The organism is Corynebacterium silvaticum (genome assembly GCF_004382825.2).
Taxonomy (GTDB): Bacteria; Actinomycetota; Actinomycetes; order Mycobacteriales; family Mycobacteriaceae; genus Corynebacterium; species Corynebacterium silvaticum.
In genome coordinates this window covers 669,949-685,529 of record NZ_SDQO02000002.1, presented here as the reverse complement: position 1 = coordinate 685,529, position 15,581 = coordinate 669,949, and the positions used below count along the sequence as shown (strand labels likewise).

General features: G+C 55.7%; 15 protein-coding genes. 6 read left to right on the top strand and 9 right to left on the bottom strand.

Features of this window, described 5'->3' with window-relative positions; translation table 11 throughout:
* Position 1: 1 nt before the first annotated feature.
* Positions 2 to 439, bottom strand: a complete 438-nt coding sequence (locus ET810_RS07450; RefSeq protein WP_087454837.1) for a helix-turn-helix domain-containing protein — start codon at positions 437 to 439, stop codon at positions 2 to 4.
* 201 nt (positions 440 to 640) lie between these two features.
* Positions 641 to 1,276, bottom strand: coding sequence for a uracil phosphoribosyltransferase (gene upp, locus ET810_RS07445; RefSeq protein WP_087453467.1), 636 nt, complete (start codon positions 1,274 to 1,276; stop codon positions 641 to 643).
* A gap of 64 nt (positions 1,277 to 1,340) precedes the next feature.
* Here upp and ET810_RS07440 point away from each other — a divergent pair, with 64 nt between their 5' ends.
* The 3 genes from ET810_RS07440 to ET810_RS07430 are packed head-to-tail and all read left to right on the top strand — an operon-like array spanning position 1,341 to position 3,729.
* Positions 1,341 to 1,610: a hypothetical protein gene (locus ET810_RS07440; RefSeq protein WP_087453466.1), complete on the top strand. Its 270-nt coding sequence runs from the start codon at positions 1,341 to 1,343 to the stop codon at positions 1,608 to 1,610.
* On the top strand, positions 1,607 to 2,473 hold the full coding sequence (locus ET810_RS07435; protein WP_087453465.1) for a C40 family peptidase: 867 nt from the start codon (positions 1,607 to 1,609) through the stop codon (positions 2,471 to 2,473). The genes ET810_RS07440 and ET810_RS07435 overlap by 4 nt, the downstream gene beginning before the upstream one ends.
* Positions 2,474 to 2,493: 20 nt before the next feature.
* Positions 2,494 to 3,729, top strand: a complete 1,236-nt coding sequence (locus ET810_RS07430) for a hypothetical protein (protein WP_087453464.1) — start codon at positions 2,494 to 2,496, stop codon at positions 3,727 to 3,729.
* Between the two features lie 65 nt (positions 3,730 to 3,794).
* Here ET810_RS07430 and ET810_RS07425 read toward each other — a convergent pair whose 3' ends face one another.
* Complete coding sequence (locus ET810_RS07425) at positions 3,795 to 4,718, bottom strand: amidohydrolase family protein (RefSeq protein ID WP_134316228.1); 924 nt, start codon at positions 4,716 to 4,718, stop codon at positions 3,795 to 3,797.
* A gap of 35 nt (positions 4,719 to 4,753) precedes the next feature.
* Between ET810_RS07425 and ET810_RS07420 the strand changes: the two genes are divergently transcribed.
* Positions 4,754 to 5,965: a D-alanyl-D-alanine carboxypeptidase family protein gene (locus ET810_RS07420; protein ID WP_134316227.1), complete on the top strand. Its 1,212-nt coding sequence runs from the start codon at positions 4,754 to 4,756 to the stop codon at positions 5,963 to 5,965.
* A 33-nt stretch (positions 5,966 to 5,998) separates the two neighbouring features.
* On the opposite strand, the gene ET810_RS07415 is transcribed toward ET810_RS07420, so the two are convergent.
* From ET810_RS07415 to ET810_RS07395, 5 genes are all read right to left on the bottom strand, one after another.
* Positions 5,999 to 7,084 (bottom strand): YhjD/YihY/BrkB family envelope integrity protein, encoded by a 1,086-nt coding sequence (locus tag ET810_RS07415; protein WP_087453462.1) that lies wholly within the window; start codon positions 7,082 to 7,084, stop codon positions 5,999 to 6,001.
* Between the two features lie 135 nt (positions 7,085 to 7,219).
* The gene (trpS, locus tag ET810_RS07410; protein ID WP_087454836.1) at positions 7,220 to 8,248 is read right to left on the bottom strand and encodes a tryptophan--tRNA ligase; all 1,029 of its coding nucleotides are present in this window, start codon (positions 8,246 to 8,248) and stop codon (positions 7,220 to 7,222) included.
* Positions 8,249 to 8,360: 112 nt separating this feature from the next.
* Entirely contained in the window at positions 8,361 to 9,500 is a 1,140-nt protein-coding gene (locus ET810_RS07405; protein ID WP_225870258.1) for a trypsin-like serine protease, read from the bottom strand.
* A 293-nt stretch (positions 9,501 to 9,793) separates the two neighbouring features.
* Positions 9,794 to 9,973: a hypothetical protein gene (locus ET810_RS07400; RefSeq protein ID WP_087453461.1), complete on the bottom strand. Its 180-nt coding sequence runs from the start codon at positions 9,971 to 9,973 to the stop codon at positions 9,794 to 9,796.
* Between the two features lie 86 nt (positions 9,974 to 10,059).
* Positions 10,060 to 10,959 carry an exodeoxyribonuclease III gene (locus ET810_RS07395; RefSeq protein WP_087454835.1) on the bottom strand — a complete coding sequence of 300 codons (900 nt, stop codon included), beginning with the start codon at positions 10,957 to 10,959 and terminating at the stop codon, positions 10,060 to 10,062.
* A 68-nt stretch (positions 10,960 to 11,027) separates the two neighbouring features.
* Between ET810_RS07395 and ET810_RS07390 the strand changes: the two genes are divergently transcribed.
* Positions 11,028 to 11,798, top strand: coding sequence for a MerR family transcriptional regulator (locus ET810_RS07390; RefSeq protein ID WP_134316226.1), 771 nt, complete (start codon positions 11,028 to 11,030; stop codon positions 11,796 to 11,798).
* Here the strand turns inward: ET810_RS07390 and ET810_RS07385 are convergent.
* Complete coding sequence (locus ET810_RS07385) at positions 11,795 to 13,024, bottom strand: MFS transporter (protein WP_087453459.1); 1,230 nt, start codon at positions 13,022 to 13,024, stop codon at positions 11,795 to 11,797. The genes ET810_RS07390 and ET810_RS07385 overlap by 4 nt on opposite strands.
* A gap of 252 nt (positions 13,025 to 13,276) precedes the next feature.
* Between ET810_RS07385 and ET810_RS07380 the strand changes: the two genes are divergently transcribed.
* Complete coding sequence (locus tag ET810_RS07380) at positions 13,277 to 15,487, top strand: NADP-dependent isocitrate dehydrogenase (protein ID WP_087453458.1); 2,211 nt, start codon at positions 13,277 to 13,279, stop codon at positions 15,485 to 15,487.
* Positions 15,488 to 15,581 lie beyond the last annotated feature (94 nt).

Sequence of the window (15,581 nt, the reverse complement as noted above, 5' to 3'; positions counted from 1 at the left end):
ATCAGCCGGCGGTGTCCCCAGGTGGTGCTTGAGGACCCGAGGGATCAACGAATCGTGGATTCTCCCCCATACGCAGCCCATAGAGATGCTGAATATCAAAGGCCAAGGTATCTTCTGGGTCTGCGGGCCACACGAGGTCCACGCCGAGATCAGCAGCATTGTCTTTGCAGATATCCTGCACGATGTCTGTTGCTGCGGGCAGGAGCACCGCAGGAGGTACGTGCAGAGCGCGAGCCAGACGATAGACCGTGGACATCGTCGGATCAGCTGATTTGGTGGCGCTGTTCTCGTTGCGCTCAAGGTTGGAGATTTGGTTACGGCTCACATCCGAAAGTTCTGCAAGCCGGTCCTGGCTTAGGCCGCGCATCTTGCGGAGCGTGCGCAACCGCACGCTCAACGCGTGACCGAAACTCGGCCACTGCTGCCAACCATTCACCATGCCACACACACTGCCCACCGCAATGGGCAAAGTCCGCATAATATATTGGGCAAGGCCTTGACTGTCACGGCCAGATCCCTGTCGGGAAATATTCCCTAATCCTAATACGGCTCGCAGTGAATTGATAATTTACGTGTTATATGCAGTGGCAGGCGCCATGGAGGCCTGAGAAGACGCGACGTGGCGCGTCGAAGCTCAGTGCTAGAGATCGATGTTTCGTGGCCCGTAGAGGCGGTCGCCGGCATCGCCGAGCCCCGGCACGATATATGCGTTCTCGTTGAGCTCAGGATCGATCGTTGCAGTGACCAATCGGCACGGCAGCCCTGACTGGGCAAGGGCGTCGACTCCAGCTTGAGCAGACACCATGCACACCGCAGTAATGTCTGTCGCGCCACGATCTGCCAGCAATTTAATCGCGTGCAGCAACGAGCCGCCCGTGGCCAACATAGGGTCCACGCAGAACACTGTGCGTCCAGAGAGATCCGCCGGGAGTGCCTCCAAGTACGGCACCGGCTCATGGGTTTCTTCGTCTCGAGCTAGCCCCAGGAAGCCCACCTGAGCATCAGGGATCATCGACAAGGCCGGGTCTACCATGCCCAGACCTGCACGAATGATGGGAACAATGATCGGCGGATCTTGCAGCCTAATCCCCTGAGTCTCAGCCACAGGGGTGCTCATCGGAAAGTTTTCCACCTCCAAACCTCGGGAAGCCTCATAGATCAGCATTGCTCCAAGGTCAGCCAACGCTGCACGGAAGCCAGCGTTATTGGTGCGCTTATCTCGCATAATACTTAGTCGGGACGCTGCAAGGGGGTGGTCAACGATCGTAATCTCCATGCCCTACATCGTAGCCTCCTTACAACAGGGAACCAGAACTGCACTCGCAAACGTCTAAGTGTTCATGAGGATCGACCCAGACCACGCGCGCACGCTCATTGCCCAGCTTTCCGACGACGCCACCACCCCTGCCCCCATCGCACGCAGCGCCGGTGCAAGCCTTCCTGAGCTCGGCAGTTTCTTCGCTGCCTATAACAGCTGCGTCGACGCGTTTATGGCACGGGCCGCAGAGCAATATTCCCGTGCAGAAAGCCTCGCGGCCACGGCGCTACGCAACCTCGAAGCTGTGGAGAACACGGACTCTTCCCTTGCAGCCTCGCTGGATGCACTGTGATCAACCTCGCAGCAGTCGTCTCCATGCTGAGCGCTCTCGCGCCGCCGCCACAACTGCTCACGCTGCCCTGCGTACCGCTCTTCCGCGCGGCTCTGCCCTTAGCCGCGGCTTTCGGCGCACACCCCAAGCTTGTCGACGACGCCCGCAGACTAGCCACCGACATAGAACACGCGCATCGCTTACTTCCCCGGGCGCACACCGAAATCGACGCAGTCCGTGCAGAACTGGGCCATATGGCTGCCGATTTTCTTAAAAAATCGGCGATCCTCCTACCCCGAGTTTTTAGCCCGATTCCAGCCATCTCAGCGCCTGCCTTGGTAGAGATCACGGCGCTGCCAGACACATACGTGCAGCTTGCCTACGCGCGCCTGCACACGGCGTCTATCAAGCTTTCCGACGTCACCACCGAATTGAACCGGCTAGCCAGCATCGAGACAGACAACGGTGGGCTAGCTACCGGCGATCCTGATTCACAGAAACCCGACATGCCTTCTACCAGCGGAAGCACCAACATGCATCAAACGCCCGGTGCGCTAGCAGTCACCGCAGCTAAAAGGGCTTTGGGAACCCCCTACCAATGGGGTGGAACTTCCATCGCCGGATTCGATTGCTCCGGTCTCACGCAGTGGGCTTGGCGGCAAGCCGGTATCGAGCTTCCCCGCCTCGCGGAGCAACAAATAGTGGGTGCACAGGTCACCCACGATCAGCTTCTCCCCGGCGACCTCGTGGTCTGGGATGGGCATGTGGCCATGTACGCCGGGGACGGAACTATCATTGAGGCCGGGAATCCCGTCCAAATCAATCCATTGCGCACAACGAATATGGGAATGGCTTTTAAGGGTTACTTCCGACCAACGGGCTAAACCCGCTAGGATACGTAGCCATGGCTAATAAAGGAATCGTTCCCGTCAAACTGTCGCTGACTGAGGGCGACTTCTACACTCTCTGGGCGCCCGAGTGGCGCGAACACGGCGCAGAATGGCAAGCATTCCTAGGTAAGGGAGACGATCTTTACGTCTTCACTTCCCCCGAAGAAGTCCTGCTTTTCCTCGAATCCGGCACAAAGCACGACCTTAGCGACCACCCCAAATGGAATTCTTTTAACGCAGGAGCCGCCAACCGCGTTGTTCCCACTGCACGCCAAGAATTCGACATCGTCGGCACGCCTCAGTTGCTTGCCGAGCGCCCTTCCTATGACAATGTCTCCGCAGTGGCCCGCAACTTCAAGATTGCGCGCAGCCTTGGCGACGTCACCGGCACCACCGATATCCTCGTCTTCTTCTCCTCCCACTCCATCCTGAGCAACCCCGAGCGCGGCGTCGATCATTTCGCAGGCGAAAACGGCCTTGGGGAATGGAGCGCCATCGGACGCGTGGTCCTGAGCAACTGGAACGCTGTCGTCGATAGCCTAGACAATCTGATCACGGTCAAAGACCTCACAGCTGATTCCGCTGCCATCGACGATGCCGCTTCTCGCATCGCAGCCGCGGAAGAAGCCGCTCGCGTCGCACGCGAAAAAGCAGAAGAACAGAAGAAAGCCGACGCTGAAAAAGTCGATCCCTACGACACCACCCCATGGGCAGCATCCGGCATCGACCCCATCAAGGTCTCCATCGACGGCTGCACCCTTTACACTCTGCGCACCTACGTTGAGGCGCAGCCGGTCTTCCTCGGAAAATTTGGCGAAATTTTCACTTTCTCCTCGTCCAAAGCGCTCTTGCGCTGGCTCGTCGAACACGACGATCACGACCTTGCCAAAGTCTCCACCTGGGAAGACCTCATGGTGCCGCTGAACGCCGGAGAGCTCGACGTCACCGTGCACTCCGATAACGTCTACTCCTTCAACGGCCTGGCCCGCGACATCAACTCCAGCGTCGAGGCAGTAGACACCGCACAGATGGCCCGCGCCTACGAATTGCTTGCCGACGCCGCCGACTGGGCCGCAGACGACTCCCTCAACTCCTACTTCCTGGCTAACCCCCACATGCAGGACTACATCTCCTACATGCTCGGATCCAGCGAAATCTCGGGCTACACCCCGACCCCGCCTTTCGACGATCACGCAGAAGGATGGAAAGAACTCGAAACAATGCTGACCAAGCGTTTTAGTAAGTTCTAAAGAATCGGAAAGAATCGTCGATTCTTTCCAGCCCTACGCTACGCGTAGGGCTTTTTCTCTGGGAGCTATTCCTTGAGCCCGAGATCTTTGAGATCGATGCCCATCTCCGCAATGAGTTCTAGTGGCGGTTCGGAAAGAATCGACGATTCTTTCCGATTCTTCTCAAGATCTTCACTATCCTCAATATCTTCCGCAAGATCTTCTGCTCCGCCGTTGTCATCGTCGCTCAGCATGGCGAAGAAAGGGCTAATGGTTGATTCGATGAGTTTGACCCGGGCGGGCTCTGGCAAGTAGGAGACGGCGACCGCCGTCATGGTTAGTGCGTAGAGGTCTTCGATCGAGTAGTCAAAGTGCTCGACAAGTTCGAGCATGCGATCACTACTCAGCAGCGCTGGGGCGGCGTGGAAGCCTAGCTTGTGCATGAGGGGCAGCGGATGATCTGAGAGGTCGTCGAGGTCTCCGGATTCGAGGTCTTCGAAGGGGTTGGTCAGCACGGGGATGCGCTGATCCAGAACCCATGCGGAAAGGTGTCCGGGTTTGAGGTCGCCGTCGGTGACGCAGAAGTCGTCGAAAAGCTCTATCCCGTGGGTGATGCGGGTGGCGCCGGCATGTATTTGTTGCTCAAGCGGGCCGGTGAAGTCATAGGCGATTAAATTTTCTCGCAGGACACGCGCGGTATGGTCGTCGGAGGTCACGCAGGCCAGAACTGCCGGGTGTGTGAGGTCGTCGAGCGGGGCTGGTTGATCGCCAAGGTCGAGCACTATGCCCACGGGGAAGGGTGCGGCCTCCACGGCTGCGATGGCGGCGGCAGCGGCGTCGAGAGGCACTGTGCATTCGTAATAAGCAACGGTGTCATCGCCCAGTTCCCGAATCCGGGCGATGAGGTAAGCTGCGTCACCGGCGTCGCCAAGAATGACCTTTGGCATTGCGTGAAGCAACTCCGGTTTTAGGATCTTAAACTCTGTTCGAAAATCTGGGGTGTCGTACATGCATATAACATTAAGGCACAGGCACGATCATTGATATGAAAGTGTCATCAACGATCGCAGCGTTAACTGCATCATCTTTTACCTTAGCGTTTGTTTTTACCCCCGCGGCGCTAGCCGACCCTACCCCGCGATCATCGGCACCTAACACCAACAACTGCGAGTACGCACTTACTCCACCGCCTGCAGAAACCACTTCTGAACAGTTAAAACCGGGTCAGGTTTCTCCCACTCCCCTACCTACGGTTATCAACGAATACCAAGGTGGCTGTGGCGTGACCAAAGTCAAGGGGTTCAACGAACCCGCCAACACCGCCTCTGCGTGGATGGTTTTTGACTTAGACAGTGGCGACGTCATCGCCACAAAAGACCCGCACGGACGATACCGACCAGCGTCCGTTATCAAAGCACTACTCGCACTTGTTGCGCTCGATGAACTCAACCTGAAAGCAAAAGTAAAAATCACCGCCGAGGACGCCAACCAGGAAGGCTCTGCGGTGGGATACGTAGACGGTGTGGAATACACCAACGAGCAACTCCTCTACGGTTTGCTCCTTAACAGCGGAAACGACGCCGCGCACGCCCTCGCGCAGCGGCTCGGCGGCGATGACAAAACCCTGGAAAAGGTCAACGCCCTCGCACAGTCCTTGGGAACCGTGGACACCTATGCCGCCAGCTATTCCGGTCTCGACGCCCCCGGCATGTCCACCTCCGCGCACGACTTAGCGCTCATCTACAGCCATGCCTGGAAGAACCCAACATTTGCAAAAATGGTGGCCACAGAACACATAGAGCTCCCCGGCAACGCCGCCACTCCCACGTTCCAGGTATGGAACGACAACGGACTCTTCCTCAACGACGAACACGGCATCGGCGGGAAAACCGGTTACACCGACGACGCCCACCACACCTTTGTCGGTGCAAAAGACATCGACGGCCGCCGCCTCGCCGCAGTGATCTTAGATACCACCGTGGAACAAGGCCGCCCGTGGCAGCAGGCGCAAAAGCTTATCGACGCCGCCTATGCTGTTCCGCGAGGCGAAAAGGTGGGGAATCTGAAAGAAACGTCGATTCTTTCCCAACCTTCCCCATCAGAACTGCCCACTCCGCCGACCCCTGCCGAGGGCGACGCACCCAGCCGCGACCGAAACCACGCCCCGGCCCTCGTGATCGGAGGTGCGATCGTGGGCCTACTAGTGTTGGGAACGCTGACCTGGTTCCTGGGCCGGAAGAGGCACAAGCAGTCATAAACAAAGGGGAGCTCCACGAGCTCCCCTGCTTTGTTATTTCTTTCTTAAAGCTGCGACTAGTGCGGCGGCGGCAGCGCCGGCGGCCACTCCAATCCCGATTCCTTTGCCCTTATCATTGCTGACCCGGATCTCTTCACGGACTCGAATCACTGCAGGCGCTGGCACGTCGAGTTTAGCGATAGCCAAGGACTCTTCTGTTGTAGCCGCCCAGGCAGAGCAGTACATCAGGATTCGCCAGACAAAGTAGAACAAAACCATCACACCGATGATCGGCCCGAAAGTAGCGCCCGCGGGGTTGTTCAGACCATTCGAGAAGAACTGTGCGGCCAGCTGCTTGAACACCTCAAAAAGCACCGCTCCGATGATGGCCGCACGCACCGCCGATTTCATAGGGACCTCCCCACGTGGGAGGTACTTCAGCATCCACAGAAAAACAAAGAAGTTAGCGACGAGACCAAGCAGGATCGATACGGCGAAGGTGAGGAGGAAGATGCCGGGGACGTCGGCAAGCGAAACTGCAACGAGCAAACGTTCTGTGAGACCCGAAGAACCAATCGCGGTCACGCCAAAAGCGACCATGAACGCAAAAATAAGGCCCACGAGTCCGAGCAGATCCTGCAGTTTTGCTTTAAAGAAGTTCTCTCCGGTGACGGAATAACACCACATTTTGGATGCGCCATAGCGCAGGTTAGCCATCCATCCGAGTCCCGACCACAGCGCCGTCAAGCCACCGATGCCGAACATGGCGCCACGCTGGGCAATAGCGGTATCCAGGATCTTGGTAAGGGTCTCAGCAATTGAACCGTCAACAGAAGCGACGATTTTCTCCTGAATCTGTGCGAGCAAGTCAGGACGCTGCGCCAGCATTGATGCCGCAATTGCCATGATGAGCATCAATAAGGGGAACATGGACAGCACTGAGAAGTACGTAATACCAGCGGAGTACTGGTTGCCACCTTCTTTGCTGTACCGCTCGTTCATCCGCATAATGTGATCGAACCAGGGCCATTTATCACGATACTTATCCACAATTCCTGGCTCATCGGCATTGGATCGCTCAATCCCGTATTCGTCAGTTTTGTGTTTATCTTGGCGAGTTGAGGTGGTTGTTGTGGACATGAGGGATTCCTTTTGACAAAAGTTTTCTTGTTAGCTTCTTCCACGATAGAGACGACAAACAAAAACCGGCCCGAGATTTTAGGTATCTGGGCCGGATCGTTGTCAACTTGTTAGATGTTTTCTGGAAAGAATCGTCTATTCTTTCCCAACCTTCAGGAAACCGATGCGCTCATACGCATCCGCCAGCGTGCGGGAAGCTACCTCGCGCGCCTTGGAAGCTCCAAGTGCAAGCACCCGTTCAAGCTCTGCTCGGTCAGACATGTACATGTCGTATTTGGCTTTGAGCGGCGTCACAAAAGTTTCAAGAGCATCAGCCGTGTCGGTCTTGAGGGCGCCATAGCCTTGGCCTTGGTATCCGGCCACGAGTTCGTCGATGGTTTTACCTGTTAGTGCCGCTTGGATAACGAGCAGGTTGGAAACGCCTGGCTTGTTGACTTTGTCGTAGCGGATGTCACCATCGTTATCGGTGACAGCAGATTTGATGCGTTTCGCAGATACTTTGGGGTCGTCGAGAAGATTGATGAGTCCCTTCGGGTTCGATCCCGACTTACTCATCTTGGACGTCGGATCCTGCAGGTCGTAAATCTTGGCCGCACCTTCCGGAATGATTCCTTCTGGAACAACAAAGGTCTTTTTAAAACGCGAGTTAAAGCGTTCTGCAAGTGTACGAGTCAGCTCCAGGTGTTGACGCTGGTCTTCGCCAACTGGAACGAGCTGAGGCCGGTACAGGAGAATATCCGCGGCCATCAGCATGGGATATGTGAATAAGCCCGCAGACGTCCGGTCGGCACCGCACTTTGTGGATTTGTCCTTAAACTGCGTCATGCGGCTTGCCTCACCAAAACCTGTAAGGCACGTCATGACCCAGCCCAATTCAGCGTGTTCTGGAACATGAGACTGGACAAACAACGTCGACTTTTCCGGGTCAATGCCCAGCGCCAAAAGCTGCGCGGCTCCTGCAATGGTGCGCTGGCGTAGCTCTTTAGGGTCTTGATCTACGGTGATGGCATGAAGATCGGGGATGAAATAGAACGCATCGTATCCATCCTGGAGATCAATCCACTGCTTCAAAGCACCGAGGTAGTTACCTAGATGGTAGGAATCAGCTGTCGGCTGGATTCCCGAGAGCACTCGTTGCTTTTTTACAGCTTTCGGTTCAGTCATGATTGCCATTCTAGTATTCCGCTTCGCACAGTCCACGGTCCCCTCGCATAATCGCGTGGTACGCCGTTGCTTTTCGACGCACCACGCTGAGCACGGGGCCACGCGCAGCCGGTTAGATCAGACCTTTCATGTAATTAATCAGGAAAGCAATAAGCGCACCGAAGCCACCAAGGCCTGCGAGTACCCCTAGAATTATGCCAGCGATTCCTTTTGTTTCCTGCCTCGGCGGCGTGTGGCCTTCACCAGCGTCGATGGATCTGTCTGTAGGGGCAGGCACGGTTAACTCAGTCTCTGGTTTCTCGATTTCCGCCTCCGCGTTCAGCAGATCTTCTTCACGAATCTCCGGCACAGAGCTCTGCTCTGTCGTTTCTTCGGCATCTGCTAAAAATTCGGGGCTTTCACTGGGATCCACATCTTCCATCTCCCGTGTGGATTCATTCCATTGCTGCTCACGCGGCCCCTGATCAGTCTCAGAACCTACTGCGGTATTTTTTATTTGAGTTATCTCGTTTTCCAGGCCATAGAGCTGTGAATAATTGACCCACGGAACTTGGTAGCTCACTGCTTTGTGAGAAGCAACGCCGACCACCTTGCTATTCACAAACAATGGCCCACCAGAATCACCAGCCTGGGTATTGCTTCCATCTGTGTGATAAGCCTCAATCGCAGGACCGCGATGCGTAGTTTTTCCTATCGATTTGACGGCCAACTCGCCCCGTTTCAACAGCCCCGCAGTGCCCCTACCCCATCCGTAGCCTGTGCCCTGTGTCCCAGGTGTCAGCGGGCTATAATCCAGCTCCGCATAACGAGGTAGTTTCATGTCTTGGATTGTGTGCAGCAATGCCACATCGGAGTTCGGAATAAAGAATGTCTTATCCGCTTCTACAAAGCGATCAATGACCGTTTTATTTTCTTCCGTCGCCCGCTTAATACCTAAGTGAACATAGCGCTTTCCTGTTTCGTCCCTAAAACAGTGTTTTGCGGTCAACACCCAATGCGGAGCAATTGCTGTACCTGTGCAAGACTGAACCCGTATAACCATCTGCGCTAATTGATAATCACTACTTACCTCTGCACCCCCATCCATTGCCTGAGCTGGAGCAACAAGACAAGCCAACGCGGTTATTCCGGCGGTACATAAAGCAGCAATCTTACGAATTAGCATTTTCCCACGTTCTGTTAAATAATTCCTGAAACAAAACGTAATAAAAATACTTAATTGTTTCAGCCTTACAGAAAAAGCGTCACCCAACCGAACATCAACGGAAACTGGCGACCGAAAAATAACGCTACCTTTTCCCGCAACTTCACAATCAATTCAGTAAAAATACCCCCTTAGGGGTTTAATAAAATAAAAATAACATGTTAGTGTTTTAAATTATTAAATGAATATAAACTCACAGCCCTTTAGTTTAAGAAAATGAAGCACTCTGCTTAGAGATATTTTTGGCTAGCGGGGAGCGTCGCAAAGCTTATACATAAACAAAAAGGCCTGCCGTTATACAACGACAGGCCTTAGTCCGAAGACTACGCAAACATATTTTGTTATTGCTTCCGAGGCTCTTTACAGAGAACTCCCACTAGTCCACCGATCGCCAACGCTCCACCGATTCCCATAATGATGGATCCAAGCATCGAGTTCACATCGTGTGCGCCGAGCATGAAGTGAGACCCAACGAACAAAACAAGACCAACGGCAATCGCAATGAGACTCTTAACGCGCATGAAAGCTCCTCGAAAATAACGTACACAGGAATGACAACCCGGTGTATCCTACTCGAAAACTCCGCAAGTGCCGAAGCCCACACCTTTTAATGGTAGATAACGCTCAAAGGCGAGTGATCCGACCATCGCAGATCATAAGCCCCGGCTTTATCCACCCATGTCTTTTCTGCGCGGTCTAGCATCGCCTGCGTTGCAGCCTGATAGTCGATACGCCATCCCGCATTCGTATCAAAAGCTTGGCCACGGTATGTCCACCAGGTATAGGGAGCATCCTGAGGCTGCAAACGACGCGCCACGTCAAACCACTGAGGATTCAACGCCGGCTTACGCTTTGCATCCGACGCATACTCCACCGCGCCAGCCCACTCCCCGGCATCCTCCACCTGAGAAGCTGCGTCAGGAAACGTACCAAACACCGAGTCCATAAAGGCACGCTCGTCTGGAAGGAATCCAGACTTCTTTCTATTGGTCTTCCAATTCTTCAGGTCCTCACGCCGATGGCAGATGTTCCAGTCCCCGCCTACCACCATGTATTTATGATCCTTGGCCGCTTGCTCGAGGAAAGGCTCAAAGACATCCAAAAAGCGGTACTTCTCATCCTGCTTCTCCGTCTGGGCGGAACCAGAAGGTAGATACAGCGAGGCGACTGTCACATCATCGGTTCCGTCGCGAAGCGTTGCCTGAATGTACCGGCCAGAATCTTCGAATCCTTCGATGCCCACGTGGACGTCGAAAAGCTCAGAACGGCTCAAAATTCCCACACCAGCACGGCCCTTGGCAGCTGCCGGGCCCCCCACATAATGCCAGCCAGCATCGAGCGCCGGGGCAAGCGCTGCCAAGGTGTCTTTTTCAGAAGCCCGGACCTCCTGCAAGAGCACGACGTCGGAACCGGCGCTCTCCAACCATGGGAGCATGCCCAGATTCGTTTCACTGCGCTCTTTCACGGCTGCGCGGACGCCATTAACGTTGACCGTCGTAATCTGCATGATGTTCATCCTAACTTTAATTTTCCACTTCTTGACCTTGCCCCAGCGTCAAGCGCCACAATAGGAGCATGAACGAACTCACCATAGGTGAAGCCGCCGAATTCCTCGGCATAACCACACGAGCACTGCGACACTGGGACGCCATCGGTTTATTGGAACCACAATGGCGCAACCACAGCGACTACCGGCTCTACACCGAAGAAGACCTCACAAAGGCCTTCACTATCTTGGTGTACCGAGAAGCAGGGCTGAGTCTCAAAGCCATCCAGAACATTTTGGAAGAACCATCAACGGAAAAAGAGCACCTTCAGCGGCAGCTGAGGTTGCTTAAACAAGAGATTTTCCGGAAAGAATCGTCGATTCTTTCCGTCGAAAAACTACTTCGAGGAGAAACCCCCATGACCCCACAAGGCTTTGCCGATACTTTTTCCCATGACTGGAGCGAGAACTACGTCGAATATCAGAATGAGGCGGAGTCTCGTTGGGGCGATTCGGAGGAGTGGGCGGCGTCGCAAAGCACAATGCGTTCGATGTCTGCGAGCGACTGGCAGCAGGCTAAGGCCTCGGATGCGGCTTTTGTGTCCGAGCTGCATCGCGCATGGCAAGCGGGCGTGCGCCCGGGCACCGCGGCCGCGGACCGCATTGTTGAGCTACATCGCGAGCAAATCGCCCAGTGGTATGAGTCGTCGCTTTCAAAACAGCTCATTTTGGCGAACATGTATGTGAACGACGAGCGCTTTGCCGCCCACTACCAGGGGCTTGCGCCTTATCTTTTAGAGCTTGTCCGTGATGCGGCGCGACGCGGGGGCGTTGATGTGGATAATCCGTCGTGGACTTAGCTTGTCGACGCCACAGGCGCCTGCTCAGATCGCATGCGGAAAATATGCGCCGGAATCCACAGCATGATGGCTGCGATTCCTAGCGCGGCGCCAGCGAGTGCGGGGGCGGAATAGCCGTAGCCGGCAGCGATCACGAGTCCTCCGAATTGTGCTCCTGCCGCGTTAGCGATGTTCAAAGCCGACTGATTGAGGGCTGCAGCTAACGTCTGTGCCCGACCGGCAACGTCCATCAGACGAATCTGCAGGGAGGGAATAAGCAGTGAGCCGGATAGCCCGATGAGCCCAAAGTTGATCGTTGCCAGGACAGCGTTATGGCTGGTAAAGAAGAACCCGGCCAGAGTGACCACGATGGCGATCAATGCCCAGAAAATTCCGTATTCCACACTCCAATCAGACAAGCGACCACCGAGCCAGTTTCCGGCGATCATTCCGATTCCATAAGCCATGAGCACGAGCCACATACGGTTTTCTTGCAGACCAGCCTGTTGCGTCATAGTCCAAGAGATATAGGTGTAGACGGCGAACATGCCGCCAAATCCCACAGAGCCAATGAGCAGCGACGCCCAGACCTGCCCGCGGGCTAGGGCCCCCAATTCCGTCAAGGGACTCGTTGGCTTCATCTTTGTCATGTGAGGCATAAGGAACCAGAGCAAGCCGAGCGTGACCAGCCCCACGACAGTAACCAGCAAATATGCGGCGTGCCAGCTTGTGGCATGTCCTAGAGCCTGGGTGGCTGGCACACCAAGAACGGTGGCAATGGGAAGGCCCATTCCTACAAACGCAAGCGAACGGCCGCGCTGGCCTTCAGGCGCCATCGACGCAACGGCCAGGCTTGCGACGGAGAAGAACGCGCCTTGAGGAAGACCTGCGATCACACGCGCCACGATAAGCACGGAGAAGCTGGAGGCAAAGAAAGTCAATGCGTTTCCGGCGACAAAGGCGAGCGTGAGGATGAGGAGGAGTCTGCGGCGCGGGATCATGCCGGTTAATGCGGTAATGAGAGGCGCGCCAATCATCACGCCTAGGGCATAGGCAGCGATGACGTGGCCTGCGGTGTCCTCGCTGACGTTAAAATCCGCAGCGATCTGATTGAGCAGCCCCATCGTGACAAACTCGGTTATTCCCAGACCGAATGTTCCAAGAGCCAAGGCGATCATGGTGGCGAGCCGACGTTGCTCGGAAATTTCAGTTTGTCGGGGAATTGGACGACGCATCATTTTTTGCACATCGGACTACCTTACAGCTAGCGACCCTGATTTTATGCAAGAGGGATGAACTCTCCTCTGCCGGTTCACCACAAGCGGACATTTAACACAGCCACCTCGCCTGATAAACAGGACGGTTGTACTGTTTTTACCCCCGGCCCCCCAACAACTATCCCCAGCATATGGCCATATTCATCCCATCAGGGAGGCATTTATGCTGTACAACAGGTATTCTTTTTGTTTGTACAACGAGCCCGATTAAAGAGGAGACTCATGGCAAAGATCATCTACACCCGCACCGACGAAGCACCGCTTCTGGCCACTTACTCTCTCAAGCCGGTCGTTGAGGCGTTCGCCTCCACCGCAGGCATCGAGGTGGAGACCCGCGATATCTCCCTCGCAGGCCGCATCCTCTCACAATTCCCCGAGTTTCTTACAGACGATCAAAAGGTCGACGACGCACTGGCAGAACTCGGCGAGCTCGCCAAGACTCCGGAAGCAAACATCATCAAGCTGCCCAACATCTCAGCTTCCGTCCCCCAGCTCAAAGCAGCAGTCGCCGAGCTGCAGTCCCAAGGCTACAAGCTCCCGGATTACCCAGACGCCCCCTCCACTGACGAGGAAAAAGACATCCGCGCCCGCTATGACGCGGTCAAGGGTTCAGCCGTCAACCCGGTGCTCCGCGAGGGCAACTCCGATCGTCGTGCGCCTATCGCAGTGAAGAACTTTGCCAAGAAGCACCCTCATCGCATGGGCGCATGGTCTGCGGACTCCAAGACCAACGTGGTCACCATGGAAAGCAATGACTTCCGCCATAACGAGAAGTCCGTCATCATGCCTGCCGACGACACCCTCACCATTAAATTGGTGACCGACAACGGGGAAAAGGTCCTTAAAGACGGCCTTAAGGTTCTCAAAGGCGAGGTCGTAGACGGCACCTTCATCTCCGCCCGCGCGCTCGATGAGTTCCTGGCAGCACAGGTCAAGCGTGCAAAAGATGAAGGCGTCCTCTTCTCTGCACACCTCAAGGCCACCATGATGAAGGTTTCCGACCCCATCATCTTTGGGCACGTCGTCCGCGCCTACTTTGCAGACGTATTCGCAACATACGGCGAGCAGCTAGAGGCAGCTGGATTAAATGGCGAGAACGGTCTCGCCGCGATTTACTCCGGCCTAGAGTCCCTCCCCAATGGCGCCGACATCAAAGCGGCTTTCGACGCAGCCCTCGAATCAGGTGCTGATATCGCCATGGTCAACTCCGCCAAAGGCATCACCAACCTCCACGTCCCCTCCGACGTCATCATTGACGCCTCCATGCCAGCCATGATCCGAACCTCTGGACACATGTGGAACAAGAACGATGAAGAGCAGGACACCCTGGCCGTCATCCCTGATTCCTCCTACGCAGGCGTCTATCAAACCGTTATTGCAGACTGCAAGAAGAATGGCGCATTCGATCCGACCACCATGGGCACCGTCCCCAACGTGGGCCTGATGGCACAAAAGGCCGAGGAGTACGGCTCACACGATAAGACGTTCAAGATCGAAGCCAACGGCACCGTACAGGTTGTTAACTCCGCTGGCGAAGTCCTGATCGAGCACAACGTAGAGGCCGGCGACATTTGGCGCGCCTGCCAGGCCAAGAATGCCCCTATCCAGGACTGGGTCAAGCTGGCGGTCACTCGTTCGCGACTGTCCGGCATGCCGGCAGTCTTCTGGCTCGACCCTGAGCGCGCGCACGACCGCAACCTCACGACTCTCGTGGAAAAGTATCTCGCCGACCACGACACCGAGGGACTCGACATCCGCATCATGAGCCCTGTCGACGCCACCCAGTTCTCCATCGACCGCATCCGCCGCGGCGAGGACACTATCTCGGTTACCGGCAACGTGCTCCGTGACTACAACACGGACCTCTTCCCCATCCTTGAGCTTGGCACCTCCGCAAAGATGCTCTCCGTGGTTCCGCTTATGGCAGGTGGCGGACTCTTTGAGACAGGCGCCGGCGGATCCGCTCCAAAGCATGTCCAACAGCTTGTCGAGGAAAACCACCTCCGTTGGGACTCCCTTGGCGAGTTCCTCGCCCTAGCGGAATCCCTACGCCACTTTGCTAACACCGAAGGCAATACCAAGGCCGGAGTGCTTGCCGACGCCCTCGACCGAGCCACCGAAACCCTTCTCAACGAGGGCTATTCTCCATCGCGCAAGGCGGGCGAAATCGACAACCGCGGCTCGCACTTCTTCCTTACCAAGTTCTGGGCGAAGGAATTGTCGATTCAGTCCGAAGATGCCGACCTCGCCGCCGCGTTCGCACCTGTCGCAGAGGTACTAGAGGCGAACTCCGAGGAGATCGCTGACGCACTGCTCGCAGTTCAAGGCGCCCCTGCAGATCTTGGCGGCTACTACCAGCCCGATGACGCTAAGACCACCGCGATCATGCGTCCCATCGCTAGCTACAACGACATCATTAGCTCCATAAAGTAACCCGCTCAAAAGCCGCATCCATGTTCACACATGGATGCGGCTTTTCGCTTTTCTAAAACCACTTAGTCTATATTTTAATTCACCATCTACCTGC

Coding starts and splice junctions, on each gene's coding strand:
- ET810_RS07380 (WP_087453458.1), top strand. CDS start 13,277: ATGGCAAAGATCATCTACACCCGCACCGACGAAGCACCGCTTCTGGCC.
- ET810_RS07440 (WP_087453466.1), top strand. CDS start 1,341: ATGAGGATCGACCCAGACCACGCGCGCACGCTCATTGCCCAGCTTTCC.
- ET810_RS07395 (WP_087454835.1), bottom strand. CDS start 10,959: ATGCAGATTACGACGGTCAACGTTAATGGCGTCCGCGCAGCCGTGAAA.
- ET810_RS07420 (WP_134316227.1), top strand. CDS start 4,754: ATGAAAGTGTCATCAACGATCGCAGCGTTAACTGCATCATCTTTTACC.
- trpS (WP_087454836.1), bottom strand. CDS start 8,248: ATGACTGAACCGAAAGCTGTAAAAAAGCAACGAGTGCTCTCGGGAATC.
- ET810_RS07450 (WP_087454837.1), bottom strand. CDS start 439: ATGGTGAATGGTTGGCAGCAGTGGCCGAGTTTCGGTCACGCGTTGAGC.
- ET810_RS07390 (WP_134316226.1), top strand. CDS start 11,028: ATGAACGAACTCACCATAGGTGAAGCCGCCGAATTCCTCGGCATAACC.
- ET810_RS07415 (WP_087453462.1), bottom strand. CDS start 7,084: ATGTCCACAACAACCACCTCAACTCGCCAAGATAAACACAAAACTGAC.
- upp (WP_087453467.1), bottom strand. CDS start 1,276: ATGGAGATTACGATCGTTGACCACCCCCTTGCAGCGTCCCGACTAAGT.
- ET810_RS07425 (WP_134316228.1), bottom strand. CDS start 4,718: ATGTACGACACCCCAGATTTTCGAACAGAGTTTAAGATCCTAAAACCG.
- ET810_RS07400 (WP_087453461.1), bottom strand. CDS start 9,973: ATGCGCGTTAAGAGTCTCATTGCGATTGCCGTTGGTCTTGTTTTGTTC.
- ET810_RS07430 (WP_087453464.1), top strand. CDS start 2,494: ATGGCTAATAAAGGAATCGTTCCCGTCAAACTGTCGCTGACTGAGGGC.